Origin of the sequence: Mycobacterium sp. AT1 (assembly GCF_002043095.1) — a bacterium.
In the GTDB taxonomy this organism is placed as follows: domain Bacteria; phylum Actinomycetota; class Actinomycetes; order Mycobacteriales; family Mycobacteriaceae; genus Mycobacterium.
This window is the reverse complement of sequence record NZ_MVOC01000032.1, coordinates 1-26,839: the sequence shown is the minus strand read 5'-3', so window position 1 is coordinate 26,839 and position 26,839 is coordinate 1. Positions and strand designations below refer to the sequence as shown.

Genomic DNA, 26,839 nt, shown 5'->3' with positions numbered 1-26,839 from the left:
CCTGGCCATTACAACTAGTCGTCGAGGTCGGACATGTCGAGGACGAAGCGGTATCGAACGTCGTTGCGTGCCAACCGATCCAATGCGACGTTGACGTCGGCCGACGGGAGGACTTCGACGTCCGCGCCAATCTGGTGCTCTGCGCAGAACTCGAGCATCTCGGCAGTTGCCGGGCGTCCGCCGCTGCCCGCCGAGGTGAGCCTCTTTCGGCCGATCAGCAGGTCCATGGCGTCGACGGTCATGGGCCCGAGATAACCGAGTTGGCACAGGGTTCCGTCCAATCCGGTCACCGCCAGGTACGGCGCCGGATCGTGGGCGACCGGGATCGCGTCGATCACGACGTCGAAGCGGTCACGCGCTGCCGCCATGGCCGCGGCGTCGGACGACACCAGGTACTCCGAGGCGCCCAGTCGCCGCGCGTCGTCGGCCTTCGCCGCCGACCGTCCGATCGCGGTCGTCTCGGCACCGAGTGCCGCCGCCATCTTGACGGCGAGGTGCCCGAGGCCGCCGATCCCGACCACCGCGACCGACGTATCCGGTCCAACGCCCAGGGCGCGCAGAGGTTCCCACACGGTGATGCCGGCGCACATCAAGGGTGCGGCCGCGGCGGGGTCCAGCGCGGCGGGCAGTGCATAGGTGAAACCCTCGGCGACGACGATCTCGCGGGAGTAGCCGCCCAGTGTCGGTGATCCGTCGTGTCGATCGGTCCCGCCGTAGGTCAACGTGGGGGACTCGTGGCAGAAGTTCTCCTGGCCGCGTCGGCACATTGGGCAGTGGCCGCAGGAGTCGACGATGTTGCCGACGGCGACCCGGTCACCGGGCGTGAACGTGGACACCGCGGCGCCGGTGGCCAGGACGGCGCCCGTGAACTCGTGACCCGGGACCAGGAGCCCGGGCGACCGCGGCGTCCAGGCGTGCAGGGCGTGTAGGTCGGAATGGCAGACCCCGCAGAAGTCGACGCGGATGGCCACGTCGTCGTCGCGCAGCTCTCGTCGCTGCAGCCAGGAGCGACCCAAGGCGCCGTCGGGGGAGCTGGGAGCCAAGCCGGTGGTCTTCATTGGGAACCCTTCTAATAAACAGACTAGTTGGTTTACTTGAGGCTACATCTCACCCGAAGTGTTGGTCTAGGGTGGCGCTGATGACAGCCGCGCCCGCCACTCCCCGGGGGTTCGCGACCCAGGAGCGGATCGTGGCCGCCGCCACCGTCGAGTTCGCCCAGTACGGCATCGCCGGCGCGAGAATCGACAGGATCGTGCGTGCCGCGCGCACCAACAAGGCGCAGCTCTACGGCTATTTCGGCGACAAGGACGCGCTGTTCGACGCCATTTTCGTCGCGTCGTTGGAGCGCATCATGGACGTGGTGCCGATGGACGCCACCGACCTCCCCGGCTGGGCGGTGCGGCTCTACGACGAGTACCTGCGGCGGCCGGATCTCATTCGGCTGGCGACATGGGCGCGCCTGGAACGTCAACCGTCCGGGCACCTGGTGGGCGACGCCGACCGGTTGGACACTGCGAAGCTCGCGGCCATCGCCGACGCCCAACGTCAAGGGTTGGTGCGCGACGGCGAGCCCTTCGACTTGATGGCGATGGTGATCGCCATGTCGATGGCGTGGTCACCGGTCAGCAACGTGTATTCGGCGACCAGTGACGAGGCTGAGTCGGTCCACGATCGGCGGCGAGAGCTGTTGCGGGAGAGCGTGACTCGAGTAATTGCTGCCGAAGCGCCCTGATGGGCGATCGCGCATCGAAGACTGGTGGTGCCCCCGGCATGATTCGAACATGCGACACCGGCTTTAGGAGAGCCGTGCTCTATCCCCTGAGCTACGGGGGCGGACCGGATCGCAGCATACCGAAGTCATCGCCCACTTCGTGTTTCCCCAGGTCATGGAACGGCTACACCACGCCATGAGCACTTCCAAGAAGGCCAAGAACTCCGTCGACAAGCTGGCGGGCCGCGTCAAGGAGAACTTCGGCGAGATCACCGGAAACGACCGCCTTCGCACCGAGGGCAAGGTCGACCAGGTGAAGGCTCGCGTGAAGCAGACCGGTGAGCACCTCAAGGACGCACTCCGCGGCCGCTAGCGAAGCAGCTCGATGACCTTCGCGAACGCCTCCGCGTGGGGCTGCTGCACGGTGATGTAGGTGACCCCGTAGGCGTCGCGGTAGCGGCGGATCTCGTCGGCGATGTCGTCGGGCGAGCCCGCCAGCACGCCTGGCGTCCGGAGCAGTTCCTCGTCGCTGAGTTCCGGCAGGAACCGGCGGGTGATCGACAGATCGGGTATCCCGGTGTCGTCGATCGGCATGGCGGTGATCGCGATGTTGAGCTCCAGGTCGCCGAACCGCTCGCCGGCCGCGGTGCGCACGAACTCGATCCGCTCCGCGAGCGGGTCCCCGTCGGGACCTTCTGGATCCCCTCCGGTCAGGCCGATGACGTGAGCCCGCCGCGCGGCGATCGTCAGCACCCGATTCCCGTTGCCTGCGATCAAGATCGGCACGTCGGGGGCATGCTCGCCGATGTACTCCACGACGTGGCGCAGGTGGTCGACCCGCTCTCGAGCGCTCGGATACGGGATCTCGGCGGCCTTGAACTCCGCCTCCACGTACCCGGTACCAAGGCCCAGCTCCAGCCGACCGCCGGTGAGGTCGTGCATCGCCATGACGTCGCGCGCCAACAGTGCGGGCTTGTAGAACCCGGCGTTCAACACGAACGTGCCCACGTGCAGTTTCTCGGTGGCGGCCGCCGCGGTCATCAACGTCGGGAACGGCGCGGGTGCACCCAGATGGTCGGGAACGTGCAGGACGTCGTAGCCCATGTCCTCCGCGCGATGCGCCCAGTCCTGAACCGACGACTGCCGTGGGGCGGCGTGCAGGCCGAACCCGAATCGAAATTCTTGCGCCATGTCCCCGAGCCTAGGTGTCGATTCGACAACGGATGTTTAGCCCCGCGAATGGCGGGGCAATTGGATTTTCGAGCCGCGCACTCACCTCGCGCGGCAAGAGGAGTGTCACCCTGATCCGGCCCGTTGTGAACGATCCGATGGGCCGGATCAACACCCCCGAACCCCCGACATACGGCGTCGAAGAAGAGTTTCTGCTCGTCGACCCCCACACCGGGGAGCCCGCTCCGCTCAACACCGCCGTCGCCGAGGGCGCCAAGCGCCAAGGCGTCGACCTCGAACTCGAGCTGACCAGCTGCCAGGTCGAGACGACGTCCGAGGTGGCGAGCTCCAGCGCCGACCTCCGAGCTGAGCTCATTCGGCTCCGCCGCGTTGCCTCCGACGCCGCCGCGGAGGCCGGCGCCCGGCTGCTCGCCGTCGCCTTGCCTCCGACCCTCCCGCAGCACTTTCCGGTCACCGACAAGCCGCGCTACGCGCACATCGCCGAGCGGTTCGGGATGATCGCCCACGAACAGGGCATCTCGGGGTGCCACGTGCACGTCGCGGTGCCCAACCGTGACGTGGCCGTGCAGGTGAGCAACCGGCTACGTCCCTGGCTGCCGCTGCTGCTCGCGCTGACCGCCAACTCGGCGGTGTACCGCAACGCGGACACCGGGCACGCGAGCTGGCGCAGCGTGCTGTGGGCGCGCTGGCCGAGCGCGGGTCCGCCGCCACACTTCGACTCCGCCGACGAGTACGACGCGGCCGTACGGGAGATCCTGGCGTCGGGCGCGATGCTCGACGACGGCATGGTCTATTGGGACGTCCGCCCGTCGGCCAACTTCCCGACCGTCGAGGTGCGGGTCGCCGACGTGCCCGCCACCGTCGCCGGCACCGTTCTGTTCGCCACCTTGGTCAGGGCGCTGGTCATGACCGTCCTCGCCGAGGATGAGCGCGGCGAGCCGGTGCCGCCCATCGCCGCGCACGTGCTCAAGGCGGCCTACTGGACCGCCGCCCGCTACGGGCTCGACGGTCAGCTCGTAGACCTCCCGGGTGATCGCGCCCTACGGCCGGCTGCGGAGCTGTTGCACGCACTGGTGGACCGGCTCGAGCCGGCGCTGACCGTGCTCGGCGACTACGACATGGTGCGCACGGAGGTCGAGCGCGTGCTGACCACCGGCAACGGCGCCATGCGGCAGCAACGCGCCTGGCGACGTCGCGAGGACGTGTCCGACGTCGTCGCCGAGGTGGCAGCCGCCACCGTGGAGGGGCTGTGAGTCAGGCGAGCGGAAGCTCGGCGAAGGCCGGCGTCGTCGGCGCCGACGAGCCGCCGCTGGGCTCCACCGTGAACGCGAGAGCCGTCGAGCCGTGCAGGTCGGGCAGCACCGCGGTGGTCGACGGTGCGACGGCGGCGGAGTCCATGGTGCCCGCCGACTCCGGACCCTTCGCGCCGACCAACCACATTTGGTAGACGGTGCCCGGCGCCGGGGGTTCGACGTTGTTCATCACCAGCACCGCCGCGTTGCGTTCGCGGGAGAACACCACGGTGGCGGTACCGCCGGTCGGGATGGCTCCCGACACGGTCCTGACGTCCTTGGCCGCGAAGATCTGTTCTGCCGCAGAGGGTTTTGGCTCGGGCCGCACCGCGATGCCGACGCCGATCGCGCCAAGCCCGATGGCCACCGCGGCGGCAGCGGCGAGCGCGGCGGTTCGCCACCGCGTCGACTGCGGGCGCATCTCGATGACCCGGGCCTCGCCGCCAACGGCGGCTAGCAGCCGTTCGCGCAGGTGGCTGGGTGGCTCCTGCGCCGTCGCCGCGGACATCTTCGCCATGGTCTCTCGCACCGCTCGAACCTCGTCGGCGAAGGCGATGGCGACAGGCGGCGGAACGTGGGTGAGTTGCCTGTCGATGTCGTCGAGCTCGGTCTGCGGCATCGCGTGCAGCGCGTATGGCGTGGCAAGAACGAGTAGGTCGTTCGCGTTTGGTTCGGTCACGACACCCCCAGACACTTCCGCAAACCACGAATGCCGTCGCGCATCCGTGACTTGATGGTCGCAAGGTTTGCCGACAAACGCTCGGATACCTGCACGTAGGTAAGGCCTTCGTAATACGCCAACTGAATGCACTCGCGCTGAGGATCGGTCAGCGACGCGAGGCATTCGGTGACTTGGCGCTGTTCGTCGAGCTGGATGACGGCTTCGGCCACCCGGTCGGCAGGCAAGTCGACGTTGGCCGCGCCGTAGCGGGATTCCCGCTGGCTAGCGGACTGCTCGGACCGCACCCGGTCGACGGCCCTGCGGTGCGCCAGCGTCATCAACCAGGCGAGAGGGGTTCCCGCAGCTGGGTTGTAGGTGCGCGCGTTACGCCATACCTGCAGGTAGACGTCCTGAGTGGTTTCCTCGCTGTACCCAGGATCGCGGAGCACCCGTAGCACCAGGCCGAACACCCGCGCGCGGGTGTTGTCGTAGAACGCGGCGAACGCCTCGACGTCCTCTTCTGCCACCCGGCGCAGCAAGGCGTCGAGGTCGGCTGTCACGCCGCGAAGTGTACTGGCCTGCGCGAGGGTGGTCACGATAACCGCGGTTTGAGCGGTCGTGGCGCGAAAGGGGATGTGCCGGGGCGGGATTCGAGAGCCCCCCGCCTGGTCATAGTTGGCCGACCTTTTCGCGCTCCGGGATGGGCGCCTCCCGAACGACGGGCGCTCGTTGCGTCCACAGCGTGACGCCCTGAATGCGGATCCACATTGCGCCAACCAACGGCGCCACCGGGGCCATCAGCTGGAGCTGCAACAGGTTCGCGATCGAGGCCTTTCGCCGCGTGCCGTCGAGAGTCGCCACGAATGCCGGCTTGTTCTCGCGATGCAGGGAGATCGTGACGTCGAGCTCGGCGTCGGGCTGCGGTGCCCGCACCAGGTAGTAGCCGTCGGCCTCATTGGTGGGCGAGACGTACAGCGCCTTCTTCACCGCCGCCGGTTGGGCGCCGGTGGGTGGCAGAAGGTAGGCGTGCCGGTCACCGGAGGTGCTGTGCACCTCGGCAATGACGTGGCGCAGCGTCCCGTGGCGGTCGTGGCACCAGAAGATGCTGAGCGGGTTGAACACGTAGCCGAGCACTCTCGCCTGCAGCAATGCGGTGACCGTGCCACCCGGCAATTCGACGCCCCGGTCGGCGAGGTGTTGGTCGACGCGGGCGCGCAACGTGTCCGGCCCGGCCGTCGGCGGCGAAAGATGGTCGACGGCTTCGAATCTCGCGAAGGGCTGCAGCCACCGGGGGAGTCGAGGCAGATCGTCGACGTCGACGTACCAGCTGTACCCACCCTGTTCGAAGTAGTGGTGCACTGGCGTGCGACTCAGGTGGGTGATTCGCGTCCGGTAGAGGGCACTCACCATGGCACCGACACCACTGTCTCGTTGCCAGGCACGATCGGCTCCACTGCGTCGCCGACGAGGTCTCTACGTTCCACCTCTGTTATTCGATGCCGGGCGCGCCACGGATGGGCGACGTTTCCCGTTGCAAACTCTCGATGGCCGCGTAGTGTGCCGATCCGTGGCAATAACGCTGTTTCGCAACGGAACCATTTGGGTGGGGGCCTCCGAACCAACGATAAGCGCACTCCTGGTCGACGGCGGTGTGATCGCCGCTCTCGGTGACGCCGCGCTGGCGATGGCAGCGGAGCGGTCCGAGACCGTCGAGGTCGACCTCGACGGCGGGTTCCTGATGCCGTCCTTCGGCGACGGGCACGCCCACCCCATGCTGGGCGGCCTCGAATCCGTCGGGCCGGAGGTGCGGCCGTGCAGTTCGGTGGAGGAGATCGTCGCCGAGGTGCGCAAGTACGCCGAGGCCAATCCGGACGAGGAATGGATCGTCGGTGCCTCCTACGACGGCAGCCTGGCCGAGAACAGCCTCTTCGACGCCCGCTGGTTGGACGAGGCGGTGCCGGATCGGCCGGTGGCGCTGCGGGCCTGGGACTACCACACGATGTGGGTCAATTCCGTTGCGCTGCAACGCGCGGGCATCACGGAGGACACCCCGGACCCGGTTCTCGGTGAGATCCCGCACCGCGAGGACGGCTCAGTGCTCGGCACCATGCGCGAATGGGGCGCCGTCGACCTCGTCACCGCCGTCATGCCGGAGCGCGACGTGGACGTACGGGTGGCCGCGCTCGGCACGGCGGCCGACTACTACCTCAGCAAGGGGGTCACCTGGGTCCAAGACGCCTGGGTGGAACCCGGCGACGTCGACGCCTACCTCGCCGCTGCGCAGCGCGACGCCCTGCGGATCCGGTTCAACCTGGCTCTCTATGCCGACCCTCGCCACTTCGACTCGCAACTCGCCGGATTCGCCGACGCCCGCCGCCGCGTCGAGGAGGCCGGCTCGCCATTGCTGACCGCCCACACGGTGAAGTTCTTCGCCGACGGCGTGGTGGAGAACGAGACGGGCGCGCTGCTGGCGCCGTACTGTTCCGGGCTGCACGACCACGGCATGACCGTGTGGGAGGGCGACAGCCTGGCCCAGGCGGCCCGTCGCGTCGACGAACTCGGCTTCCAGATCCACATCCACGCCATCGGCGACGCCGCGGTCCGTCAGGCGCTTGACGCCATCGAGTTCGCGATCGAGTCCAACGGCCCGCGGGACCGACGACCGGTGATCGCCCACGTCCAACTGGTCGACGACGCCGACCTGGAACGGTTCGCGAAGCTGGGCGTCATCCCGTGCATGCAACCGCTGTGGGCGCAGATGGACGCGCTGATGACGGTACTGACGGTGCCGCGTCTCGGCGCTGAACGCGCCGACAAGCAGTACCGGATGCGCAGCCTCGACGAATCCGGTGCACCGCTGGCGCTGGGTTCGGACTGGCCGGTGTCCTCCGGTTCGCCCTTGGACGGCATTGCCATCGGGGTGTCCCGTCGGACGAAGGACGGCGAACCCGAGGGTGGTTGGAAGCCCGAGGAGGCCCTGACCATCGAACGCGCGCTCGGCGCCTACACCGCCGGGGTCGCCGAACAGGCCTTCGCCGAAAGCACTTGGGGGCGCCTGATTCCCGGCGCAAGCGCGGATCTGGTGTGGTTGGCCGGCGACCCCCGCGAGACGCCCGCCGCGCAGCTCCCCGACGTCGTCGTTCGGGCCACCTACCTCCGCGGCGAGCTCGGATACTCGGTTACACCCTAGAAAGGGATCAGCAATGTCGGCAGTAACTCCTACCGTTGCGACGGGCGAGGGCCATCTGAAACGGGCTCTCGGCGTCCCCGCGCTCGTGCTCTTCGGCATGGTCTACATGGTGCCGCTGACGGTGTTCACCACCTACGGCATCGTCACCCAGCTGACCGGTGGCCGGCTGTCCGTCGCCTACCTGGTGACGCTGGCGGCCATGATCTTCACGGCCAGGTCATACGCGCGGATGTCGGCGGCCTTCCCGGTGGCCGGGTCCACCTACGCCTACACCCAGCGAACGTTTGGGGCGCCGGCCGGCTTCCTGGCGGGTTGGTCGCTCCTGCTCGACTACCTGTTCCTGCCGATGCTGAACTACCTGGTCATCGGCATCTACATGGAGGCGGCGATCCCGGCCGTGCCCGCCTGGATCTGGATCCTGGTGTCGATCGTCATCGTGACGGTGCTCAACATCGTCGGCATCGTCTCGGTCGCGCGGGCCAACTTCTTGCTACTGGCGCTGCAGATCGTCTTCATCCTCGTCTTCGTGGTGATGGCGTTCATGACCGTCACCAAGACGGGCAGCGTCAACCTGATGGCGCCGTTCACCGGTGACGGCAGCGCCAGCGGCGTAGGGCCGATCTTCGCGGGCGCGGCGATCCTCTGCCTGTCCTTCCTCGGGTTCGACGCGGTCTCGACCCTGTCGGAGGAGGCGAAGGATCCGCGGCGCAGTGTGCCCAAGGCGATCATGATCGCGACCGTGGTGTGCGGCACCATCTTCTTCGGCCTGTCCTACGTCTCGCAGTTGGTGTTCCCGTCGAACCAGTTCGCCGACGTCGACTCCGGCTCGCTCGACGTGATGACCTCCGCCGGCGGACAGTTCCTCAACACCTTCTTCACCGCCGCTTACATCGCCGGCTGCATCGGTTCCGCGCTGACGTCGCAGGCGTCGGTGGCGAGGATCCTCTATGCCATGGGCCGCGACGGCATCATGCCGCGCAAGGTGTTCGGACACGTCTCGTTGCGATTCGCCACCCCGACCTTCGCCATCCTGGTGGTGTCGGTGATCTCGCTGGCGGCGTTGTGGATCGATCTCGGGTTCCTCGCCTCGATCGTGAGCTTTGGTGCGTTGATCGCGTTCTCGGCGGTGAACCTCACCGTCATCAAGCACTACTTCGTCGACGAGGGCGAGAAGAACGTCCTGAACAACCTGGTGCTGCCGGGAATTGGCTTCGTCCTCACGGTGTGGCTGTGGACCAGCCTGTCCTGGTTGACGCTCGAAGTCGGCCTCGTATGGCTGGCCATCGGCGTCATCTGGCTGGCCGTCGTGACGCGCGGCTTCCAGCGGCCGACGCCGGTGCTGGCCATCGAGGAGTAGCTACGGAATCCGTCGTGACGTGCCTCCGTGCACGTCACGACGGGCCTCGTCGGCGCCTGGGAGCGGCCTTCGGTTTGCTCCCTGATGCGACGGCAACGGATTGCGTCGCACCTGCTGAAAATCGCCCCCTGCAGGGCTCGATTCGGTGACTTTTCCGCTGTTTGCGAATGTCGACACGCGCTGCGGAATTCGTTGTACGTTCCCCCTACGTCGAGAGCACGGCGCCCCAACCCGTTCTCAACTTCAGGGGGTCACCATGGCACCCATCGGAACATGTCGCGTCTACCGGCCGGATCCAAAGTCCATCGGCATCGGTGAGCACTGGGGCAGGGCCAGTGCGTCGGTGGTCCTGCAACCCGCCGTCGTCGTCTCCATTTACGGCGAAGTCGACGCGAGTAACGCCACTCGGTTGGCTGGCTATCTGGAGCGGCACGTCGCGATCGCCGGGGCCCTCGTCGTCGACGCCACCGCCGTCGACTTCTTCGGCGCTCCCGCCTTGGCCGCACTCCACAGGGTCGACAGGTGCTGCGCCGCGATCGGGGTCGACTGGTGGTTGATCGAGGGTCCCGTCGTGCGACGGGTGATACGAATCTGCGACGCGACCGATCTGCCCTGCGCCGAGAACGTCGAGTCGGCGTTTCGAGAGCTGGGCGTGGCTTCGGAGGGCAGGAGCGCAGCGATCCGGGAAGTGGATGCGCCGTCAGTCGTCGGCTGAGGGCCAGGCCTTTGCCGCCGCGGTCAGCCCGGCGACGAGCGCCCTAGTGGGGGCGCTCAAGCCGTCGTCGCCGGTGGGTCCGCTGCGCGGGCTGATGCCCCGCACCCGCGGCGTCAGCTCGAGTTGCGCGCCGCCCCCGCTCGCCCGGTTCACGGGATTGTCGGGATGTAGGCCGCGCAGTTCGCGCGGGATGGCGTCCAAATCGGTGACCACCTCGAAGCCGGGCACCGACACGTGCGCGGCGAGGTGCGCGGCCAACGTTCGATGGCCACCGCCCGCCAACAATTCCATGGTGCGTCCGACGCGGCCGTAGCCGTGCAGCGACACCACCACGTCGACGTGGGTGAGGAAGGCGTCCAGGAGGGCGGACTCCCCGGCCCGGTACGCCGACGACGAGAGGTGATGGGGGTAGTTCTCGGGATGACGGACGACGTAGACCGACGCGTCGGCGGCCTGCGCCGCCCGTTCGGCGATGACGTCGGTCATCCGCTCCAGCCCGCCGCCGTGGATGGCAAGAAAACCGAAGCGTGACCGCAGCGTGCTGGATTCGACGACGTCAGGATCGGCGAGCAGCTTCGAAAGCGTCTGCGGCGCAGGCAAATCCGTCGGCGGGAGCCGGCGCGGCCAGTTGACCGGATCCCATCGATGGAGATACTCGACCCACCGCGTCGGCAGGCCGTGGTGGGTGGCGCCTCCGATGATCCGCTCCAGGTAACCGGGGCGAGGGGCGCCCGGTTCGACGCGTGGGTCGACGTAGACCCATGCCTCGGCGGGCCCGTCGTCGGTCTCCACGGTCATCCGGTCGCGTCGATAGCGCACTGGGACGCCTTCCGCGCTGTCGAGCACCGTCAGGTCGTGATCGCTGATCTGCCACAGCACCCCGTGTACGCGAGCCCCGTCGAGGGGTTCCACCGTTGCGACACCGCGCTCGTTGATGAGCCAGTCGTGGTCGGCGAGTGCCGCAGGGCGCGGATCCCTCGCGTCGGGGCAGCGGCACGTCATCTGGGTCACGTCCAGGTTGGACCCGTACGCGAAGTAGGGCTGCATTCAGCCGGTAACCGTCAGGTAGATCAGGACCACGTTGAGAACACTAATGATCCCGGCGACCGTCCAGCCGAGGGCGGTCGTGACGCGATGGTTGACGTCACCGCCCATCAGGGTCCTACTGCTGGTCAGTCGGATCAACGGCACCAGAGCGAACGGAATGCCGAACGACAGCACCACCTGCGAGAGCACCAAGGCGCGGCTCGGGTCGACGCCTATCGCCAACACGACGAGCGCCGGGATCAGGGTGACGACCCTGCGCAGCAGCAGTGGGTAGGACTTGCGCAGCAGGCCCTGCATGATCATCGCGCCTGCGTAGGCGCCGACGGACGTCGACGCGAGCCCGGAGGCCAGCAGGCCGATGGCGAAGAACAGGGCGACGGTGTGCCCCAAGGAGTTCTGCACCGCGGCGTAGGCGCCCTCGATCGAGTCGGTGTTCTCCACGCCCTGCAGGTTGGTGGCGGCGACGAGCAGCATCGCGAGGTTGACCGCGCCCGCGACGAGCATGGCAAGACCGACGTCGTAGCGCGTGGCCCGCAGCAGGTGGCGCCGCGGCGCGCCCTCGTCCGGCCGGCCGTGCCGGTCGCGGGCGAGTGCCGAGTGCAGGTACACGGCGTGCGGCATGACGGTCGCACCGAGCATCGCGGTGGCGAGCAGGATGCTCTCGGCGCCGTCGAATCGCGGTACCAGGCCGCCGATCACGTCGCTCGGGGCGGGCGGTGCGACGAACAGGCTCGTCAGGAAGCCGACGGCGATGACGAGCAGCAGACCGGTGATGACGCGCTCGAACATGCGCTGCCCGCGGCGATTCTGCACTGCGAGGAGGAAGATCGACACCACGCCGGTGATGACGCCACCGACCAGCAGCGGCAGGTCGAACAGCAGGTACAGCGCAATCGCGCCACCCACCACCTCGGCGAGATCGGTTGCCATGGCGACCAATTCGGCCTGCAGCCAGTAGGCGACCCTGGTTCGGGTTCGGGAGTGGTCGGCGACGGCCTCCGGCAGCGTGCGTCCGGTGACGAGCCCGAGCTTGGCCGACAGGTACTGGACCAGGCCCGCCATCACGTTGGCGACCAGGATCACCCACACCAGGAGGAAGCCGTACTGCGCGCCGGCGCTGACGTTGGCGGCGACGTTGCCGGGGTCGACGTAGGCAATGGCCGCCACGAACGCCGGTCCGAGCAGCATCACGGTGGCGCGCTGCGGCACCTTGTTCGCGATCGACAACACCGTCCCCTTCTATCCGGTAAGGCGAATAGAAAAGTTAGGTTAGCCGAAACCTTGGTGTGGTGGCTACCAGGGGAAGCCGACGACCACGCCGCCGTAGGGCCACCAGTTGTTGTCGTTCATCGCCGGGGGAGACGTGGTGATCTGGGAGTGGCCGGGGGTGTCGCACTGGGTCGTCGTCGGGCCGGTGTTGACGCACTGGGGTGCCGCAGCCGCAGATGGCGCCAGTGCCACTGCGGTCGCTGCCGAGACGACCGCCAAAGCGATTGTCAGGGAGCGCATTTAACCGCGCTCGCCGCCACCAATGACCAGGGCCGACCCGTAGAACGCGTCATCCCAGGGGTAGCTCCAGGTGGGCACGTCGGGCGCCTCGGCGGAGATCTCGACGTTGCCGGGGGTCTGGCACTCGGTGGTGCTGGTGCCGGTCTCCCCGACCTGCCCGGTCGACGTGCAGGCCGGCTGGTTGGAGACTTCGTTCGGCTCGGCCGATGCGGCGGGGGCGACGACGACCGCGGCCGCGGCGCCGGCCGAGGCGATCAAACCGATGAGATAGCGCGTCCGCATGACAGGCCCTTCTAAGCGTTGGACAGCAGATTCCCAGCGTACAACCCTTTTCCGGTCACCAGGGGCAAGTCGAGCGTTGTCCGGATGCCAGCGGGCGCAGCCACCACCTCGGGGATCGCGTTGACCACCCGAGCCGCCGTCGCCACGCAGCCGGCGTGGTTGTGGTCGCCGTTGGGGCTGCTGAGGCAGAGGTCGAGCGCGTAGGTCGGCTCACCGGTGATCTCGATGCGGTACGAGCCGCCCTCCTGGGCGGGTTGGGGCCAGTCCGGGCACAGGTCGTCCCTGGTGCGGGTGACGTGCTCGAGCACGACGGCGGCCTTGCCGTCGACCATGCCCCGGACCTCGAAGCGCAGGGCGGCCGCGGTGCCCTTGGCGATGCGGCCGGACGCGATGTCGAAGTCCTCGGGGGCGGGTTCGCGGACGTAGCTCTGGGTGACTTCGTCCAGGGTGACACCGAGGCCGGCGGCGAGCTGCCGCACCACCGAGCCCCACGCGAGACTCAGCACGCCGGGTTGCAGCAGCATCGGGGTCTCGTCGAGCGGCTTGCCGAAGCCCATCACGTCGAACATGACGGTGGCGCTGTCATAGGTGTCGTAGTTGATGATCTCCATGCAGCGGATCTGCTCGACGCTCTGACAGGTTCCGGCGAGTGCCATCGGGATGAGGTCGTTGGCGAAGCCGGGGTCGATGCCGTTGACGAAGATACTGGACCCGCCCGCTTCGGCGGCTTCGGCGATGGGTGCGATCATCTCGTCGGGCAAAGTGCCCCAGGGGAATTGGAGGAACACCGCGGCGCTGGCGACCACGTTGACGCCGGCGGCCAGGATGCGCCGGTAGTCCTCGAGCGCCTCGACGAGTCGGTTGTCGGCCATCGCGGTGTACACCACGCACTCGGGCTTGGCGGCCAGGATGTCGCCCAAGTCGGTGGTGGCCGTGATGCCGGTGGAACGGTCGAGTCCGGCGAGCTCGCCAGCGTCCTTGCCCACCTTGGCATCCGAGGACACCCACACGCCGGTCAGTTCGAATCGGGGGTCGAGGATCAGCTGGGTGAGCGCGTGCTTGCCGACGTTGCCGGTGCCGACGGCTGCGACCTTGATCGTCATGTGGTCGTCCTCTACAGGTCGGGAATCGGGAAGGAGAAGTTGGGGAAGGTGATGCCGCCGTCGACCTCGATGGTCTTGCCGGTCAGGTAACTCCCCGCGGGCGACGCGAGATAGACGGCCGCCGCGGCGATGTCGGTGGGATCGCCCAACCGGCGCATCGGCGTGGCGTCCTCCATCGGTTTGCGCAGCTCGTCGTTGCTGGCCAGGATGTCCAGCGCCGAGGTGAGGATCGACCCCGGCGCGATGGCGTTGACGCGGATGCGCGGCGCGAGGTCGAGGGCGGACAGCCGGGTGTAGTGGGCGAGCGCAGCCTTGGCGGTCCCGTACGCGGCGAAGCCTCGGCCGGAGACCCGGCTCATCGTCGAGGTGATGTTGATGATGCTGCCGCCGCCGGAGTGCTCGAGCATCAGCGGGACGGCGGCCGTGGTCAGCGCGTGTGCCGTCGTCACGTTGAACGTGAAGGCGTCGCGGAGGTCCTTGGTCGAGGTGTCCAGCAGCGGCGCCGGCATGGTGCCGCCGACATTGTTGACGACGATGTCTAGTTTGCCGAACGCGTCGACGGCCTGCTGGGCCAGCGACGCGGTGTCCTCCGGATGGGCGAGGTCGGCGACCACGACGTGTGCGCGGCGGCCGGTGGCCCTGATCTGCTCGGCCACCTCGTCGAGCTGTGCCTGAGTCCGCGCCGCGATCACCACGTCGGCACCCGCTTCGGCGAAGGCCAGCGCCATGGCGGCACCGAGCCCGCGTCCTGCTCCGGTGACCACGGCCACCTGACCGTCGAGTTTGAACTTGTCCAGAATCACGCTCGCGACGCTACTAGAACACGTTCTAGTTCGTGGGCGGATCGCGAGTTCTGCGCCACGGTCGCGATGTGGCGGCGATCACGACCCTGCCGCAGAAGTCGCAGACGTGCCTGTGCACAACTCCTTCTCCCAGGGCCACTTTCGTCAGTACCGACGGTCAGCATTCAGCACATGTGGCAGCCAATCGTCGGTAGTGAAGTCATCCGCGACGGTCGTCTCACCCGCGGCAGGCTGCGGTGGAACTACACCGCCGTCCATCCACGCGTCTACGTTCCGAATGGCGTCGAGCAGACGGTGCTGACCAACGCGCACGCGGCGTGGCTGTGGACGACCCGACGAGGGGTGATCGCGGGGCGCGCCGCTGCGGCGATGCACGGCGCCAAGTGGGTGGACGCGTCGACTCCGATCGAGGTCGTCACGGCGCACACCCGGCCCCGGCCCGGAGTCATCGTGCGCGAGGAGCGGATCGGCGCCGACGAGATCACCGAGGTGAGCGGTCTGCCCGTGACGACGCCGGCCCGCACCGCGCTGGACCTCGGCCGACACCTGCCACGCAACGTTGCGGTGGCGCACCTCGACGCATTGGCCGCCGCTACGGGAGTCACGGCAACTGCCGCGCTGGAGTTGGCCAGCCGATACCGGGGAGCACGAGGTGTACGCCGAGCTCGAATTGCGTTGGCGCTGATGGATTCCGGCGCACAGTCTCCCAAGGAGACCTGGTTGCGCCTCATCCTCGTCGACGACGGTCTGCCTGCACCGAGAACCCAGATCGAGGTGTCCGACGGAGTCGCTCGGGCGTTCATCGACATGGGTTACGACGAGCCAAAGGTCGGCTTGGACTACGAGGGTGCGCATCACAGTGCCGAGCGGCGGCAGTACGTCCACGACATCGGCAGAGGCGATCTCGTCGACCGCCAGGGTTGGATCGACCTGCGGGTCGTCGCCGAACACAGTCGCCGATTTACGCTCGAGCGGGTGCGGGCCGCGTTCGCCCGGCGCGGCTGGACCCCACCGCCTGCGCCGAGTTCTGCGACGTGGTTGTGATCTCGCGGAATCAACGGCCCCGACGCAGATCTCGCGGAGGGCGAGAGCAAACGCGCAAACACTTTGGCGTGAACTCCGGTGGTGGTACCTTCCGCTCATCGACTGCCGAACGACGGCGCGCGAAGGGGGAGTGTCATGCGATTGAAGACATCGACGGTGGCGGGGATCTTCGCCGCCACGTGCGCCGCCGCGGCCATCGCTGCCGCGCCAACCGCCTTCGCCGACGAGAGCTGCGACCCGGCGGTCGTGAATTGCGACACCGCCGGCATCGTCGACAGCCCTGGCAACGTCCAAATCAACGACGCGCCAGCACCATCGGACAACGCGAGCTATCCCTTCGACAACGACTGGTACTTCAACCCGGCCGGCGGCGGCACGGATCTCCAGCCGAACAATGCATCGCACTCCGGCGGCGGTGGCGGTGGCGCCTCCGGCGGTGGCGGACATCGATAATGCCGACAGTCATCCGTAACGCCATTCACATCGAAGGAGACCCATTCATGTCGATTCCCAAGCGAGGCCTCGTGGCCGCCGCGATCGCCGGGGCAGCATTGTTCGGTGCGGCGCCGTCCGCCCTTGCCGATCCGCCGCCACCGCCGGCGCCCGGCTGCTCGGCGGCCGACTTCGAACAGCTCAAGGGCGTGGTCTCGACGGCGACGGCGGACTACTTCTTCACCCACCCCGACGCCAACGCGTTCTTCTCGACGCTCAAGGGTCAGCCCCGGGACCAGGTCAAGCAGCAGGTCGACGACTACTTTGCCGCCAACCCTCAGACCAAGTCAGAGCTCGACGGCATCCGTCAACCGATCCGAGACATGAAGGCCCGCTGCAGCTAGTCCTTCGCGGCGGCCTTCTTGGCGGGCGTCTTCTTGGCCGGTGCTTTTTTCGCCGGTGCCTTCTTCGCGGGTGCCTTCTTGGCGCCAGCTCGCGCCTGCACGCTGGCCTCTAGCTTGGCCAGCAGATCCGACACGTCGTCGGTCTCGTCCAGGTTCTCGGCGGGCTGCTCCTCGACCGAGAACGCTTGGCCGCCGTCGATCTTGGCTTGGATCAGCTCCATCATCTCGACGCGGTAGTCGTCGGTGAACGCCTCGGGATGGAAGTCGTCGGTCATCGACTCGACGACCTGGCCCGCCATCTTGAGCTCGGCGGGCTTGATGTCGACCTTCTTGTCCAGCTCGGGGAAGTCGGGGTCCCGAATCTCGTCGGGCCACAACAGGGTGTGCACGATCATCACCTCGCGCTTGCCGAAGTCCTTGACGCGCAACGCCGCCAGCCTGGTCTTGCTTCGCAACGCGAAGTGCACGATTGCGACCCGATCGGTCTCGGCGAGGGTCTGCGCCAGCAGCATGTAGGACTTCGACGACTTCGAATCGGGCTCGAGGAAGTAGCTCTTGTCGTACATCAGCGGGTCGATCTGGTCGGCCGGAACGAACTCGACGACTTCGATCTCGCGGCTGCGTTCCTCGGGGAGCGTCGCGATGTCCTCGTCGGTGATGATGACGGTTTGACCGTCGTCGGCCTCGTACGACTTTGCGATGTCGCGGTATTCGACGACCTCGCCGCACACCTCGCAGGTCCGCTTGTAGCGGATGCGACCGTTGTCCTTGGCGTGGACCTGGTGGAACTTGATGTCATGGTCTTCAGTCGCGCTGTAGACCTTGACCGGCACGTTCACCAGGCCGAAGGCAACCGATCCCTTCCAGATGGAACGCATGCCCCAGTATGGCCCACGGCCTCACCCCAATTGAAGAGCGGCGCGATCCGGAAGATCGGCTCCCGCGCGGGCGACGGTCACCGCCGATGCGTGTGCCGCGGCTCGCAGCACTCCCTCCAGCGCGTCGACGTCGATGCGGGCCAGGTCCGCGCGCCGGTCGCCGCCGAGTAGGTCCAACGACCACAGCGCGTCGATGAGGCCGGTCATGAACGAGTCGCCAGCACCGACGGTGTCGACCACCTCGACCGGGCGGGCCGCGACGCGCACGGTGCCCGCAGCGCACACCGCGAACGAGCCGTCCCCGCCCATGGTGACCACCACGATCGACGGGCCGAGGCTCTGCCACGCCGTCGCCATCTGTTCGGGCGTCCGGGTCGGGTCGATCCAGTGCAGGTCCTCGTCGCTGGCCTTGACCACGTCGGCCTTCTCGACGAGCCGGTTGATGCGGTCGACGGCCTGATCGTGGTCTTCGATCAGCGCGGGCCGAACGTTCGGGTCGAACGTGATGGTGGCGGCGAGGCGGTAGGCGTCAAGCAGCGCGGCCGTCGCCAGACAACCCGGATCGAGGAATCCGGCGATCGACCCGGTGTGGGCAACCAGCGGGGGAACAACCTCCGGCGTTCCGCTCAGCTGCCACTCGATGTCGAATGTGTATGTCGCAGCGCCATTTTCGTCGATGCTCGCAGCGGCGGTCGGCGTGCGGGCGGCGCCGGTGCTGCCTGGCACCAGCCGTACGCCGGAGGCCTCCACGTACTCGACTATGCGTCGACCGCGCTCGTCGTCGGCGATGTGGGTGAGGAAGTCGACGCCGCGGTCCAGCCTGCCCAGTCCGACCGCGACGTTGAGTGGGCTCCCGCCGACGTGCTCGCCAAGCACCTGACCGTCTCGCTGCACGATGTCGATCAGCGCCTCGCCGATGACGAGGGCGCGGTTCGTCATCGCTCGTCCGAGTTCATCAGCGCCTCCAGCGTGGCGCGAGATCCCACGCGGTGCAACGAATCCAATGCCCACAGGTAGGCCTCGACGAAGCGTGGCTCCGCGGCGAGGTCGCCGAACAGCGCGGTGTTCTCGATGAACGCCGTCGGATTGTCGAGCTGCGACTTGGCAAGCGGCACCAGCGATTCGGCGAGCTGGTCCTGCACGTCGATCGGCTGGCCGTCCTCGTCGACGCCCTCGGCGTAGCGGGCCCAACTCGCGACGGTCGCCGCGGACAACCTCACTGGCTCACCGGAACGCAGGTTCTCCCTGATGACCGGAAGAAGCCACTGCGGGATGCGGTCCGAGGAGCCGAAGCACAGCCGGACGATGGTGTCGCGCACGGCGGGATTGGCGAAGCGGTCGACGGCGGTCTGCTTGAACTTGGGCAGGTCGATGCCGGGAACGGGCTTGAGGGTCGGGGTCGCCTCCGTGTCCATGTACTCGAGAAGGAACTTGGCGAACAAGGGGTCGCCTGCCGCGTCGGCGACGAGTCGGTAGCCAGCCAGGTACGCGAAGTAGCAGAGGGCTTGGTGGCCCGCGTTGAGCAGCCGCAGCTTCATCAGCTCGTAGGGGGTTACGTCGTCGACCAGCAGGACGCCGACCTCGTCGTACGGCGGTCGGCCGTCGGAGAAGTCGTCGTCCAGCACCCACGCGGTGAAGGGTTCAGCCGCGACGGGCCACGCGTCGTCGATACCGGAGTCGGCGGCGAGGTTCTCGATCACGTCCGGTGTGGTGACCGGGGTGATGCGGTCGACCATCGAGTTGGGGAAGCGCGTGTTGGCCTTCATCCACTCGGCGAGGTCGGGGTGCGTTCGCTCGGCGTAGGTGGTGAACGCCTCTCGGGCGACGTCGCCGTTGCCCTCGATGTTGTCGCAGGACACGATGGTCGGCGACGGAAGGCCTCGTTCCTTGCGGCGGGCGAGCGCCGCGGTCACCAGACCGAAGACGCTGTCCGGGCCGGCGTCGTCGATGAAGTAGCCACCCTCGGTGATGGTCAGTTCGACGATGCGCGTGGTCGGTGCGGCGATCAGTTCGATGACGGCTTCGGGGTCGTCGGGCGCGAACTTGTAGTCGACGATCGAACCGATGACCCGGGCGTCGCGGGTCCCGTCGGGGTTCATCAAGATCAAGGTGTAAAGGCCGTCCTGGTCGGCCATGACCGTCGCCATCTTGCGGTCGCCGGGCAGCACGCCTATGCCGCAGATGCCCCACTCCTTGGCCTTGCCGTCGGAGAGCAGCCGGTCGAGGTACATCGCCTGGTGGGCTCGGTGGAAGCCGCCCACCCCGAAATGCACTATGCCGACGGTGATCTCACTGCGATCGTAGGACGGCTTCGAGATCGTGATCTCGGAAAGGGACGCGTTGTTGAGCTTCATGACCTGGTCACCACTTTCTCGACGCTACCCGGCGTGGGGTAGGAGTCGGCGTGAATTTGGACGGTCCGAACCGTCGTTTTGCCTCTAAATGGTCGCTGCACTGAAAGTGTTGTGTAGGTCACATCCACATGTTAGCGTGATGAGCATCTACACGCGACCCCGAGCATTTGCTCACCGATTACGCCGAGAGGGGACCGGAGATGGTGGCGACACCGACGTCGAACACCCACGTGGCGGAACCCCCCGCTGATGCGGCCCCCAACGGCGGCGCGACGCCCGAGGATCTGCGTCTCGCCCTCCGGGCGGCCACGCTTTATTACCTCGACGGACTCACGCAGGCCGAGATCGCCGCCAAGCTCGGCGTGTCCCGGCCCACCGCGGGCAGGTTGATCGCCAGGGCCAAGGCCAGAGGGCTGGTGCGCATCGAAGTCGTCGTGCCGCCGACCATGAAGGACGACCTGCACGCCGACGAGGAACGCCTGCTCGAGCAGCGGTACGGCCTGACCGAGGCAGTGGTCACCGGGCACTTGGGTCGGGCCGCGGGCGCCCTCCTCATGAGGCGGCTGTCCGAGAACGACGTCCTCGGCTTCACCTGGGGACCCGAACAGGTCGCCGCCGTCACGGCCTTGGCCCCCGGCGTGGCGAGTTGCCGCGTGGTCGTCCAACTCGACGGTGCGATGTCCACCGCCGCCTATCAGACCGGCATGGAGTTCATCCTCAGTCGCGGTGCTGACATGTTGCGCGCCAGTGCGATGCGCCTTCCTGCCCCGTTGTACGCCGACCCGTCGACCGTGATGTCCATGCGGAGCGACTCGGTGATCTCGCGGACGCTGGAGACCGGCCGGCGCGCCGACACCATGTTGTTCGGCGTCGGTTCGGTGAGCACGTCGACCACGCTCTTCGAAGGCAGCTTTCTCGACACGCGGATGCTCGACGAACTCGTGTCGCTCGGAGCCGTCGGCGAGATCGGCGGTCGCTTCTTCGACGCCGAGGGTGCGCCGGTCGTCACCGAACTCGCCCACCGGGCGGTGTCGGTGCCGCTCGAGGACATCCGCAATTGCAACAAGACCATCCTGATTTGCAGCGGGCCGCCCAAGCACGAAGCGACGCGGGCCGCTCTTCGCGGTGGATTGGGGAAGCTTCTGGTATGCGACATCGATTGTGCACGTTGGCTCTTGGATCAGTAGTTCTCAACGAGGAGTGAGGTGAAGATGAAAGCAACACGAGCATTGCGAAAGCTCTCGGTGTGTGCGGTGGCTCTCGGGCTGACGCTGACCGCGGGCTGTTCGGGCGCGGGAAGCCTTGGCGCGTCGGACAACGAGGTGACCATCGCCCTGGTGTCCAACTCGCAGATGACCGACGCGCAGAAGTTGTCGCCGGAGTTCGAAAAGGCGAACCCCGGAATCAAGTTGAAGTTCATCTCGCTCTCGGAGAACCAGGCGCGCGCGAAGATCACCATGTCGACCGCCATGGGCGGCAGTCAGTTCGACGTAGCGATGATCAGCAACTTCGAGACCCCGCAGTGGGCCAAGGACGGCTGGCTGCTGCCCCTTTCGGACTACGCGAAGAACACGCCGGGCTACGACGAGGCCGACTTCATCCCGTCGCTGCGCGACTCGCTGTCGTACGAGGGCAGCATGTATTCGGTGCCGTTCTACGGCGAGTCGTCGTTCCTGATGTACCGCAAGGACATGTTCGAAAAGGCCGGCATCACGGTCAACCCCGACCCGAGCTACCAGCCCACCTGGCAGGAGGTGGCCGAGTGGGCCAAGACCATCAAGGCAAAGCAGGTCTCGGATGCGGGTATCTGCCTGCGTGGCAAGCCCGGTTGGGGTGAAGTGCTTGCGCCGCTGGACACCGTCATCAACACCTTCGGCGGCCGTTGGTTCGATGAAAAGTGGAACGCGCAGCTCAACAGCCCCGAGGTGAAGAAGGCCGTCAACTTCTACGTCAACACGATCAAGGAATCCGGCGAATTGGGCGCGTCCTCAACGGGTTTCCAGGAGTGCGCGAACCTGTTCGGTCAGGGCCAGACGGCGATGTGGTACGACGCGACGTCGGCGGTCTCGACGATCGAGGATCCCAAGACGTACCCCGATCTGGTCGGCAAGATCGGCTACCTGCCCGCACCGATCGTGGAGAAGCCCAACTCGGGCTGGCTCTACACGTGGGCGCTCGGCATCCCGAAGGCCGCCAAGAACCCCGACGGTGCCTGGAAGTTCATCTCGTGGATGACGAGCAAGGACTACATGAAGCTGGTGGGCGAGAAGCTGGGCTGGGCTCGCGTCCCACCCGGCAGCAGAACGTCGACCTACACGGAGCTCCCGGAATATGAGGCGATCTCGAAGTCGTACGGTCCGTTGACCCTGCAGTCGATTACCAACGCGACGCCGAACAAGCCCACCGTGCAACCGGTTCCGTACACCGGCGTGCAGTTCGTCGGCATCCCCGAGTTCCAGGATCTGGGCACCCGGGTGAGCCAGCAGATCAGTGCGGCCATCGCCGGCCAGATAACGGTCGACGAGGCACTGGACCAAGCGCAGCAATACGCCGAGGTCGTCGGCAAGAGCTACCAGGAGAAGTGATGACTCTTACTGCTGAAACCGAGTCGGACGCCAGTCAGGGGGCAGTCGCGGAACGGGTTCGAAAGATCCGCGAAGCCCAGGACACCGGCGTGAGTCGGGCCGAGGGATGGCGCCGACGGGGACCGCTACTGCCCGCGCTGATCTTCATGATCGCCGTGACGCAGGTGCCGTTCCTGTTCACGCTGTACTACTCGACGCTCTCCTGGAACCTGGTCCGGCCGGGCTCACGGCAATTCGTCGGGATCAGCAACTACGTCGCCGTCGTCCAGGACCGCCAGTTCTGGTCGGTGGCGGGCAACACCGTCATCCTGATCGTCGGCGTGGTGCTGATCTCGGCGCTGCTCGGCCTCGGAATCGCACTGCTGCTCGATCGCGCATTCCTGGGTCGCGGCGTCGTCCGCACCCTCTTGATCACGCCATTCCTGATCACTCCCGTCGCCGGGGCCCTGATCTGGAAGACGACGATCCTCGACCCCAACAACGGCATCCTCAACTGGGTGCTCTCGCTGGTGGGGATTGGGCCGGTGGACTGGATCGGTCAGTTCCCGCTGGCGATGGTCATGGTCGAATTGATCTGGCAGTGGACGCCTTTCATGATGCTGCTGATCCTGGCCGGACTGACGTCCATGCCGCGGGACCAGCTCGAGGCGGGCCGGGTCGACGGTGCCACCGCGATCCAACTCTTCCGGGAGTTGACGCTGCCGCACCTTCGCCGCTTCATCGAATTGGGCGTCGTGCTCGGAGCCATCTACCTGGTCAACACCTTCGACGCCATCTTCATGATGACGCAGGGCGGGCCGGGCGTCGCCAGTGCGAACCTGCCGTTCTACATCTATCAGCGCGCGTTCCTCGGCTTCGACATGGGGCAGGCGGCAGCGATGGGCGTGGTGGTCGTCATCTTCACGATGATCATCGCGAGCTTCGCGCTTCGGTTGATCTTCAAATCATTCTCCGGCAAGGAAGAGGCGGCCTAGACATGACGACTACTGCCGAAAGGGCAACGGCCACAGACGAGGCCGTGCCCGTCCACAAGAAGAAGTCCAAGAAGTTCAGCCCGTGGGGGATCGTCGCCTGGCTCGTCGGGCTCGGGTTCTTCTTCCCGGTGTTCTGGATGGTCCTGACGTCGTTCAAGCAGGAGAGTGACGCGGCGACCAACCCGCCGACGCTGCTCTTCACGCCGACCCTGGATCAGTACTCCGCGGTCTTCGACCAGGGCATCGGGCCCGCGATGTTGAATTCGGTGTTCGCGACCGGCATGTCGACGATCCTGGTTCTGCTGCTGGGTGTGCCTGCCGCGTTCGCGCTGTCGTTGCGCCCGGTCCGAAAGACGTCGGACGCGCTGTTCTTCTTCATGAGCACCAAGATGTTGCCCGTCGTCGCGGCGATCCTGCCGCTGTACGTGATCGTGTCCAACCTCGGTCTGCTGGACAATATCTGGGCGCTCGTCGTCCTCTACACGTCGATGAACCTGCCCATCGCCATCTGGATGATGCGCTCGTTCTTCCTCGAAGTCCCAGGCGAATTGCTCGAGGCCGCCAGCCTCGACGGCGCCAGCCTGTGGCGCTCGGTGCGGGAAGTCATCCTGCCGCTGGTCTCGCCTGGCATCGCCGCAACGGCGCTCATCTGCGTCATCTTCGCCTGGAACGAGTTCTTCCTCGCGGTGAACCTCACCGCGGTGAACGCCCAGACGATGCCGGTGTACCTCGTCGGCTTCATCGCCGGTGAGGGTCAGTACTGGGCCGTGCTCTCGGCCGCGGCCACGATGGCCGCCCTTCCGGTGATCCTGTGCGGCTGGTTCGCCCAAAACAAGCTCGTTCGTGGTCTTTCCTTCGGCGCCATCAAGTAGAGGAGTTAAACACAATGGCTGCAATCACTTACAAGAACGCATCGTGCATCTACGAGGGGTCCGACAAGCTCGCGGTCGACAACCTCAACCTCGACATCCAGGACGGTGAGTTCGTCGTCCTGGTCGGACCGTCCGGTTCCGGCAAGAGCACCGCGCTGCGCATGCTCGCCGGACTCGAGGACATCGACGAGGGCAGCATCGAGATCGGCGGCAAGGACATGACGGGCGTGCCGTCCAAGGACCGCGACATCGCGATGGTGTTCCAGAACTACGCGCTGTACCCAAACAAGACCGTCGCCGAGAACATGGGCTTCGCGCTCAAGCTGCGCGGCGTGTCGGCCGAGGAGCGGCGCAAGAAGGTAGAGGAGGCCGCCAAGGTTCTCGACCTGACCGAGCACCTGGATCGCAAGCCCGCCAAGCTGTCCGGTGGTCAGCGCCAGCGCGTGGCAATGGGCCGCGCCATCGTGCGCGAGCCTCAGGTGTTCTGCATGGACGAGCCGTTGTCCAACCTCGACGCCAAGCTGCGCGTGCAGACCCGTACGCAGATTGCGGCGCTGCAACGCCGTCTCGGCACCACCACCGTCTACGTCACGCACGATCAGGTAGAGGCGATGACGATGGGTGACCGGGTGGCCGTCCTGCGCTTCGGGAAGTTGCAGCAATTCGCCTCTCCCAACGAGCTTTACGATCGCCCGGCGAACGCGTTCGTCGCGGGCTTCATCGGCTCGCCCGCGATGAATCTGTTCACCGCCTCGGTCACGTCCGACGGGGTGAAGCTCGGCGATTCGACGTTCGAGCTGGAGCGCGACGACCTGGCGAAGATCAGCCAGGCAGGCCTTTCCGAGGTCACCGTCGGCGTCCGGCCCGAACAGCTGGAGGTCGCCGAATCCGGTGGGGTGGAGGTCGTCGTCGACCTGGTCGAGGACCTTGGTGCCGAGGCCTACATCTACGCCCACGCGGGCTCGGGCAGCGACGGTACCGAGTTGGTGGCGCGCTGCAATCCGCGCACGGCACCACGGCTGGCCGACACGGTGCGCCTGCGCAGGCATCCGGAGGGGGCGGTGCACCTGTTCCACCCGACCTCGGGCGAGCGCCTCAACTAATCATGCGCGCGCCGGAGTTGCGGCTCCGCGCACCAACCCCGGATCTCCTCGGGTTGCCATGGGACAAACCACTTTCGGAGTGGGTGGTGCCCGAGGTGCCGCTGCGCGACATCGCGGTGGGCATGAGTCGCCACCTGGTGAAGTTCGTCGACGCCGACGGTCATCTCTGGGCGGTGAAGGACATGCCGCCACGGATCGCGATCAAGGAGTACGACGTCCTGCGGCGGCTCGAGGAGATGGGCCTGCCCGCAGTACACCCGGCGGGGCTCGTGCTGCAGCCGGAGTTCGAGACCGCGATCTTGGTGACCCGGTACCTCGAAGGGTCCTGGCAGTACCGCCGGCTGTTCATGCGGCTGCCTCCGGACCAGCCGAGGCACCGGGCCCGGCTGCTCGACGCGATGGCCGGCTTGCTCGTCGAACTGCACCGGCACGGGGTGTTCTGGGGTGACTGCTCGTTGGCGAACACGCTGTTCTCGCGAGACGGGCAGCTCCTCCAGGCCTGGTTGGTCGACGCCGAAACCTCCGAGGTGCATCAGCAGCTGAGCCGTGGCCAGCGGCGGCACGATCTCGAGATCCTGGTGGAGAACGTGGCGGAGGGCCTGGTCGACCTGGCCGAGCGGCTCGGCCTACCCGAGGAGATGCACCAGACGCTGATCGCCGAAGCCGAACAGGTGCAGGTGCGTTACAACACGCTGTGGGATCTGCTGCATGCCGAGCCCGTCTTCGGTTTCGCCGACCGGTACCGCGTCGAGGGCACGATTCGCCGGCTCAACGACCTTGGCTTCGCCGTCGACGAATTGTCCTTGCAGCCAGACGCTTCCGATCCGAGCCGCATGCGGGTGAAGGTGGCGGTCGGTGATCGCAGGTACCACGCGCAGCACCTTCAGGAGCTCACCGGTCTCGACGTTGGAGAGGGGCAAGCGGCCATCCTGCTTGGCGACTTGCACGCGTATCAGGCGCAGTTGGCCAGAGAGGCCGGCCACGACGTGGACGAGTCGACGGCCGCGCGCCTGTGGGTGATCGAGATCCTGACCCCGTACCAGCAGTTGGCGCTCGAGGTCGTCGGCCACCGCGGTACCGCGATTCAGGCGTACTGCGATCTGCTCGAGGTGCGGTGGCTGCTGAGCGAGAGGGCGGGTCGCGACGTCGGCACCAACAAGGCGCTCGCGGCGCTGGCTGGCGACGTCATCCCCACCGATTCCGCGGCGAAGATGTCGGTCGCCGAGGTGCCGACGGCGCCGTTCGCGGTGCTGGAGATGGACAATGACTAGCTCTTAGAGTCTTCTTACGAAATACGTCAGAGAGTTCTCAATATTCGAACGTATGTTCGAA

General features: G+C 66.9%; 29 protein-coding genes and 1 tRNA gene. 15 read left to right on the top strand and 15 right to left on the bottom strand.

Translation table 11 applies throughout. The features are described from left to right. Positions 1-14: 14 nt before the first annotated feature. A complete protein-coding gene (locus B1790_RS15355) occupies positions 15-1,058 on the bottom strand; it encodes an NAD(P)-dependent alcohol dehydrogenase (RefSeq protein ID WP_079924101.1) in 1,044 nt (347 codons plus the stop codon). An 80-nt stretch (positions 1,059-1,138) separates the two neighbouring features. Here B1790_RS15355 and B1790_RS15350 point away from each other — a divergent pair, with 80 nt between their 5' ends. Next, the gene (locus tag B1790_RS15350; protein WP_079924106.1) at positions 1,139-1,732 is read left to right on the top strand and encodes a TetR family transcriptional regulator; all 594 of its coding nucleotides are present in this window, start codon (positions 1,139-1,141) and stop codon (positions 1,730-1,732) included. A 25-nt stretch (positions 1,733-1,757) separates the two neighbouring features. On the opposite strand, the gene B1790_RS15345 is transcribed toward B1790_RS15350, so the two are convergent. Then, positions 1,758-1,833: transfer RNA gene (locus B1790_RS15345), tRNA-Arg, on the bottom strand. 74 nt (positions 1,834-1,907) lie between these two features. On the opposite strand from B1790_RS15345, the gene B1790_RS15340 reads away from it, so the two are divergent. After that, positions 1,908-2,084 (top strand): CsbD family protein, encoded by a 177-nt coding sequence (locus B1790_RS15340; protein ID WP_079924105.1) that lies wholly within the window; start codon positions 1,908-1,910, stop codon positions 2,082-2,084. On the opposite strand, the gene B1790_RS15335 is transcribed toward B1790_RS15340, so the two are convergent. Next, a complete protein-coding gene (locus tag B1790_RS15335; protein ID WP_079924100.1) occupies positions 2,081-2,902 on the bottom strand; it encodes an LLM class F420-dependent oxidoreductase in 822 nt (273 codons plus the stop codon). The genes B1790_RS15340 and B1790_RS15335 overlap by 4 nt on opposite strands. 137 nt (positions 2,903-3,039) lie before the next feature. On the opposite strand from B1790_RS15335, the gene B1790_RS15330 reads away from it, so the two are divergent. After that, entirely contained in the window at positions 3,040-4,155 is a 1,116-nt protein-coding gene (locus tag B1790_RS15330; protein WP_079924099.1) for a glutamate--cysteine ligase, read from the top strand. A gap of 1 nt (position 4,156) precedes the next feature. Here the strand turns inward: B1790_RS15330 and B1790_RS15325 are convergent, their stop codons facing one another. The 3 genes from B1790_RS15325 to B1790_RS15315 all read right to left on the bottom strand — a co-directional run bounded on the left by B1790_RS15325 (position 4,157) and on the right by B1790_RS15315 (position 6,265). Continuing rightward, positions 4,157-4,873, bottom strand: coding sequence for an anti-sigma factor (locus B1790_RS15325; protein WP_079924098.1), 717 nt, complete (start codon positions 4,871-4,873; stop codon positions 4,157-4,159). Then, positions 4,870-5,451: a sigma-70 family RNA polymerase sigma factor gene (locus tag B1790_RS15320; protein ID WP_079924097.1), complete on the bottom strand. Its 582-nt coding sequence runs from the start codon at positions 5,449-5,451 to the stop codon at positions 4,870-4,872. Before B1790_RS15320 ends, B1790_RS15325 begins: the two co-directional genes overlap by 4 nt. 73 nt (positions 5,452-5,524) lie before the next feature. Next, the gene (locus tag B1790_RS15315; protein WP_079924096.1) at positions 5,525-6,265 is read right to left on the bottom strand and encodes a DUF1365 domain-containing protein; all 741 of its coding nucleotides are present in this window, start codon (positions 6,263-6,265) and stop codon (positions 5,525-5,527) included. 157 nt (positions 6,266-6,422) lie between these two features. Here B1790_RS15315 and B1790_RS15310 point away from each other — a divergent pair, with 157 nt between their 5' ends. From B1790_RS15310 to B1790_RS15300, 3 genes are all read left to right on the top strand, one after another. Then, positions 6,423-8,045, top strand: a complete 1,623-nt coding sequence (locus B1790_RS15310; protein WP_079924095.1) for an amidohydrolase — start codon at positions 6,423-6,425, stop codon at positions 8,043-8,045. A 13-nt stretch (positions 8,046-8,058) separates the two neighbouring features. After that, positions 8,059-9,402, top strand: a complete 1,344-nt coding sequence (locus tag B1790_RS15305; RefSeq protein ID WP_079924094.1) for an APC family permease — start codon at positions 8,059-8,061, stop codon at positions 9,400-9,402. 256 nt (positions 9,403-9,658) lie between these two features. Then, on the top strand, positions 9,659-10,117 hold the full coding sequence (locus tag B1790_RS15300) for an STAS domain-containing protein (RefSeq protein WP_079924093.1): 459 nt from the start codon (positions 9,659-9,661) through the stop codon (positions 10,115-10,117). Here the strand turns inward: B1790_RS15300 and B1790_RS15295 are convergent. The 6 genes from B1790_RS15295 to B1790_RS15270 form a co-directional block, all read right to left on the bottom strand. Beyond that, positions 10,103-11,164, bottom strand: coding sequence for a poly-gamma-glutamate hydrolase family protein (locus B1790_RS15295; RefSeq protein WP_079924092.1), 1,062 nt, complete (start codon positions 11,162-11,164; stop codon positions 10,103-10,105). The two genes, B1790_RS15300 and B1790_RS15295, sit on opposite strands and share 15 nt — an antisense overlap. Beyond that, a complete protein-coding gene (locus B1790_RS15290) occupies positions 11,165-12,391 on the bottom strand; it encodes an Nramp family divalent metal transporter (protein WP_255407276.1) in 1,227 nt (408 codons plus the stop codon). A gap of 66 nt (positions 12,392-12,457) precedes the next feature. Beyond that, positions 12,458-12,673 (bottom strand): hypothetical protein, encoded by a 216-nt coding sequence (locus B1790_RS15285; RefSeq protein WP_079924091.1) that lies wholly within the window; start codon positions 12,671-12,673, stop codon positions 12,458-12,460. Next, on the bottom strand, positions 12,674-12,955 hold the full coding sequence (locus B1790_RS15280) for a hypothetical protein (RefSeq protein WP_079924090.1): 282 nt from the start codon (positions 12,953-12,955) through the stop codon (positions 12,674-12,676). An 11-nt stretch (positions 12,956-12,966) separates the two neighbouring features. After that, positions 12,967-14,058, bottom strand: coding sequence for a diacylglycerol kinase (locus B1790_RS15275; RefSeq protein WP_079924089.1), 1,092 nt, complete (start codon positions 14,056-14,058; stop codon positions 12,967-12,969). Between the two features lie 11 nt (positions 14,059-14,069). After that, positions 14,070-14,861 carry an SDR family oxidoreductase gene (locus B1790_RS15270; RefSeq protein WP_079924088.1) on the bottom strand — a complete coding sequence of 264 codons (792 nt, stop codon included), beginning with the start codon at positions 14,859-14,861 and terminating at the stop codon, positions 14,070-14,072. A gap of 171 nt (positions 14,862-15,032) precedes the next feature. On the opposite strand from B1790_RS15270, the gene B1790_RS15265 reads away from it, so the two are divergent. From B1790_RS15265 to B1790_RS15255, 3 genes are all read left to right on the top strand, one after another. Beyond that, a complete protein-coding gene (locus tag B1790_RS15265) occupies positions 15,033-15,905 on the top strand; it encodes a type IV toxin-antitoxin system AbiEi family antitoxin (protein WP_079924087.1) in 873 nt (290 codons plus the stop codon). Between the two features lie 135 nt (positions 15,906-16,040). Next, positions 16,041-16,358 (top strand): hypothetical protein, encoded by a 318-nt coding sequence (locus B1790_RS35010; RefSeq protein WP_079924086.1) that lies wholly within the window; start codon positions 16,041-16,043, stop codon positions 16,356-16,358. Between the two features lie 47 nt (positions 16,359-16,405). Continuing rightward, positions 16,406-16,741: a heme-binding protein gene (locus tag B1790_RS15255; protein ID WP_079924103.1), complete on the top strand. Its 336-nt coding sequence runs from the start codon at positions 16,406-16,408 to the stop codon at positions 16,739-16,741. On the opposite strand, the gene B1790_RS15250 is transcribed toward B1790_RS15255, so the two are convergent. From B1790_RS15250 to B1790_RS15240, 3 genes are read right to left on the bottom strand one after another with little or no spacing between them, the layout of a single operon-like run. After that, positions 16,738-17,619 carry a Ku protein gene (locus B1790_RS15250; RefSeq protein ID WP_079924085.1) on the bottom strand — a complete coding sequence of 294 codons (882 nt, stop codon included), beginning with the start codon at positions 17,617-17,619 and terminating at the stop codon, positions 16,738-16,740. The two genes, B1790_RS15255 and B1790_RS15250, sit on opposite strands and share 4 nt — an antisense overlap. Positions 17,620-17,640: 21 nt before the next feature. Then, positions 17,641-18,558, bottom strand: a complete 918-nt coding sequence (locus tag B1790_RS15245; RefSeq protein ID WP_079924084.1) for a carbohydrate kinase — start codon at positions 18,556-18,558, stop codon at positions 17,641-17,643. Further along, entirely contained in the window at positions 18,555-19,973 is a 1,419-nt protein-coding gene (locus tag B1790_RS15240; protein WP_079924083.1) for a mannitol dehydrogenase family protein, read from the bottom strand. The genes B1790_RS15245 and B1790_RS15240 overlap by 4 nt, the downstream gene beginning before the upstream one ends. Positions 19,974-20,173: 200 nt before the next feature. Between B1790_RS15240 and B1790_RS15235 the strand changes: the two genes are divergently transcribed. The 6 genes from B1790_RS15235 to B1790_RS15210 are packed head-to-tail and all read left to right on the top strand — an operon-like array spanning position 20,174 to position 26,778. After that, a complete protein-coding gene (locus tag B1790_RS15235) occupies positions 20,174-21,160 on the top strand; it encodes a sugar-binding domain-containing protein (RefSeq protein ID WP_079924082.1) in 987 nt (328 codons plus the stop codon). A gap of 24 nt (positions 21,161-21,184) precedes the next feature. Next, positions 21,185-22,558 (top strand): sugar ABC transporter substrate-binding protein, encoded by a 1,374-nt coding sequence (locus B1790_RS15230; RefSeq protein WP_079924102.1) that lies wholly within the window; start codon positions 21,185-21,187, stop codon positions 22,556-22,558. Beyond that, complete coding sequence (locus tag B1790_RS15225; RefSeq protein ID WP_079924081.1) at positions 22,558-23,532, top strand: carbohydrate ABC transporter permease; 975 nt, start codon at positions 22,558-22,560, stop codon at positions 23,530-23,532. The genes B1790_RS15230 and B1790_RS15225 overlap by 1 nt, the downstream gene beginning before the upstream one ends. A 2-nt stretch (positions 23,533-23,534) precedes the next feature. Continuing rightward, a complete protein-coding gene (locus tag B1790_RS15220) occupies positions 23,535-24,404 on the top strand; it encodes a carbohydrate ABC transporter permease (protein WP_079924080.1) in 870 nt (289 codons plus the stop codon). A gap of 14 nt (positions 24,405-24,418) precedes the next feature. Continuing rightward, positions 24,419-25,507 (top strand): ABC transporter ATP-binding protein, encoded by a 1,089-nt coding sequence (locus B1790_RS15215; RefSeq protein WP_079924079.1) that lies wholly within the window; start codon positions 24,419-24,421, stop codon positions 25,505-25,507. 2 nt (positions 25,508-25,509) lie between these two features. After that, positions 25,510-26,778 (top strand): DUF4032 domain-containing protein, encoded by a 1,269-nt coding sequence (locus B1790_RS15210; RefSeq protein ID WP_079924078.1) that lies wholly within the window; start codon positions 25,510-25,512, stop codon positions 26,776-26,778. Positions 26,779-26,839 lie beyond the last annotated feature (61 nt).

What these genes read in the sequence shown, in the direction of transcription:
- B1790_RS15330 (WP_079924099.1), top strand. Translation starts at nt 3,040, where the DNA reads ATGGGCCGGATCAACACCCCCGAACCCCCGACATACGGCGTCGAAGAA.
- B1790_RS15215 (WP_079924079.1), top strand. Translation starts at nt 24,419, where the DNA reads ATGGCTGCAATCACTTACAAGAACGCATCGTGCATCTACGAGGGGTCC.
- B1790_RS15210 (WP_079924078.1), top strand. Translation starts at nt 25,510, where the DNA reads ATGCGCGCGCCGGAGTTGCGGCTCCGCGCACCAACCCCGGATCTCCTC.
- B1790_RS15355 (WP_079924101.1), bottom strand. Translation starts at nt 1,058, where the DNA reads ATGAAGACCACCGGCTTGGCTCCCAGCTCCCCCGACGGCGCCTTGGGT.
- B1790_RS15350 (WP_079924106.1), top strand. Translation starts at nt 1,139, where the DNA reads ATGACAGCCGCGCCCGCCACTCCCCGGGGGTTCGCGACCCAGGAGCGG.
- B1790_RS15235 (WP_079924082.1), top strand. Translation starts at nt 20,174, where the DNA reads ATGGTGGCGACACCGACGTCGAACACCCACGTGGCGGAACCCCCCGCT.
- B1790_RS15230 (WP_079924102.1), top strand. Translation starts at nt 21,185, where the DNA reads ATGAAAGCAACACGAGCATTGCGAAAGCTCTCGGTGTGTGCGGTGGCT.
- B1790_RS15305 (WP_079924094.1), top strand. Translation starts at nt 8,059, where the DNA reads ATGTCGGCAGTAACTCCTACCGTTGCGACGGGCGAGGGCCATCTGAAA.
- B1790_RS15285 (WP_079924091.1), bottom strand. Translation starts at nt 12,673, where the DNA reads ATGCGCTCCCTGACAATCGCTTTGGCGGTCGTCTCGGCAGCGACCGCA.
- B1790_RS15300 (WP_079924093.1), top strand. Translation starts at nt 9,659, where the DNA reads ATGGCACCCATCGGAACATGTCGCGTCTACCGGCCGGATCCAAAGTCC.
- B1790_RS15240 (WP_079924083.1), bottom strand. Translation starts at nt 19,973, where the DNA reads ATGAAGCTCAACAACGCGTCCCTTTCCGAGATCACGATCTCGAAGCCG.
- B1790_RS15275 (WP_079924089.1), bottom strand. Translation starts at nt 14,058, where the DNA reads ATGACGATCAAGGTCGCAGCCGTCGGCACCGGCAACGTCGGCAAGCAC.
- B1790_RS15295 (WP_079924092.1), bottom strand. Translation starts at nt 11,164, where the DNA reads ATGCAGCCCTACTTCGCGTACGGGTCCAACCTGGACGTGACCCAGATG.
- B1790_RS15335 (WP_079924100.1), bottom strand. Translation starts at nt 2,902, where the DNA reads ATGGCGCAAGAATTTCGATTCGGGTTCGGCCTGCACGCCGCCCCACGG.
- B1790_RS15340 (WP_079924105.1), top strand. Translation starts at nt 1,908, where the DNA reads ATGAGCACTTCCAAGAAGGCCAAGAACTCCGTCGACAAGCTGGCGGGC.
- B1790_RS15255 (WP_079924103.1), top strand. Translation starts at nt 16,406, where the DNA reads ATGTCGATTCCCAAGCGAGGCCTCGTGGCCGCCGCGATCGCCGGGGCA.
- B1790_RS15280 (WP_079924090.1), bottom strand. Translation starts at nt 12,955, where the DNA reads ATGCGGACGCGCTATCTCATCGGTTTGATCGCCTCGGCCGGCGCCGCG.
- B1790_RS15265 (WP_079924087.1), top strand. Translation starts at nt 15,033, where the DNA reads ATGTGGCAGCCAATCGTCGGTAGTGAAGTCATCCGCGACGGTCGTCTC.
- B1790_RS15220 (WP_079924080.1), top strand. Translation starts at nt 23,535, where the DNA reads ATGACGACTACTGCCGAAAGGGCAACGGCCACAGACGAGGCCGTGCCC.
- B1790_RS15245 (WP_079924084.1), bottom strand. Translation starts at nt 18,558, where the DNA reads ATGACGAACCGCGCCCTCGTCATCGGCGAGGCGCTGATCGACATCGTG.
- B1790_RS35010 (WP_079924086.1), top strand. Translation starts at nt 16,041, where the DNA reads ATGCGATTGAAGACATCGACGGTGGCGGGGATCTTCGCCGCCACGTGC.
- B1790_RS15225 (WP_079924081.1), top strand. Translation starts at nt 22,558, where the DNA reads ATGACTCTTACTGCTGAAACCGAGTCGGACGCCAGTCAGGGGGCAGTC.
- B1790_RS15250 (WP_079924085.1), bottom strand. Translation starts at nt 17,619, where the DNA reads ATGCGTTCCATCTGGAAGGGATCGGTTGCCTTCGGCCTGGTGAACGTG.
- B1790_RS15315 (WP_079924096.1), bottom strand. Translation starts at nt 6,265, where the DNA reads ATGGTGAGTGCCCTCTACCGGACGCGAATCACCCACCTGAGTCGCACG.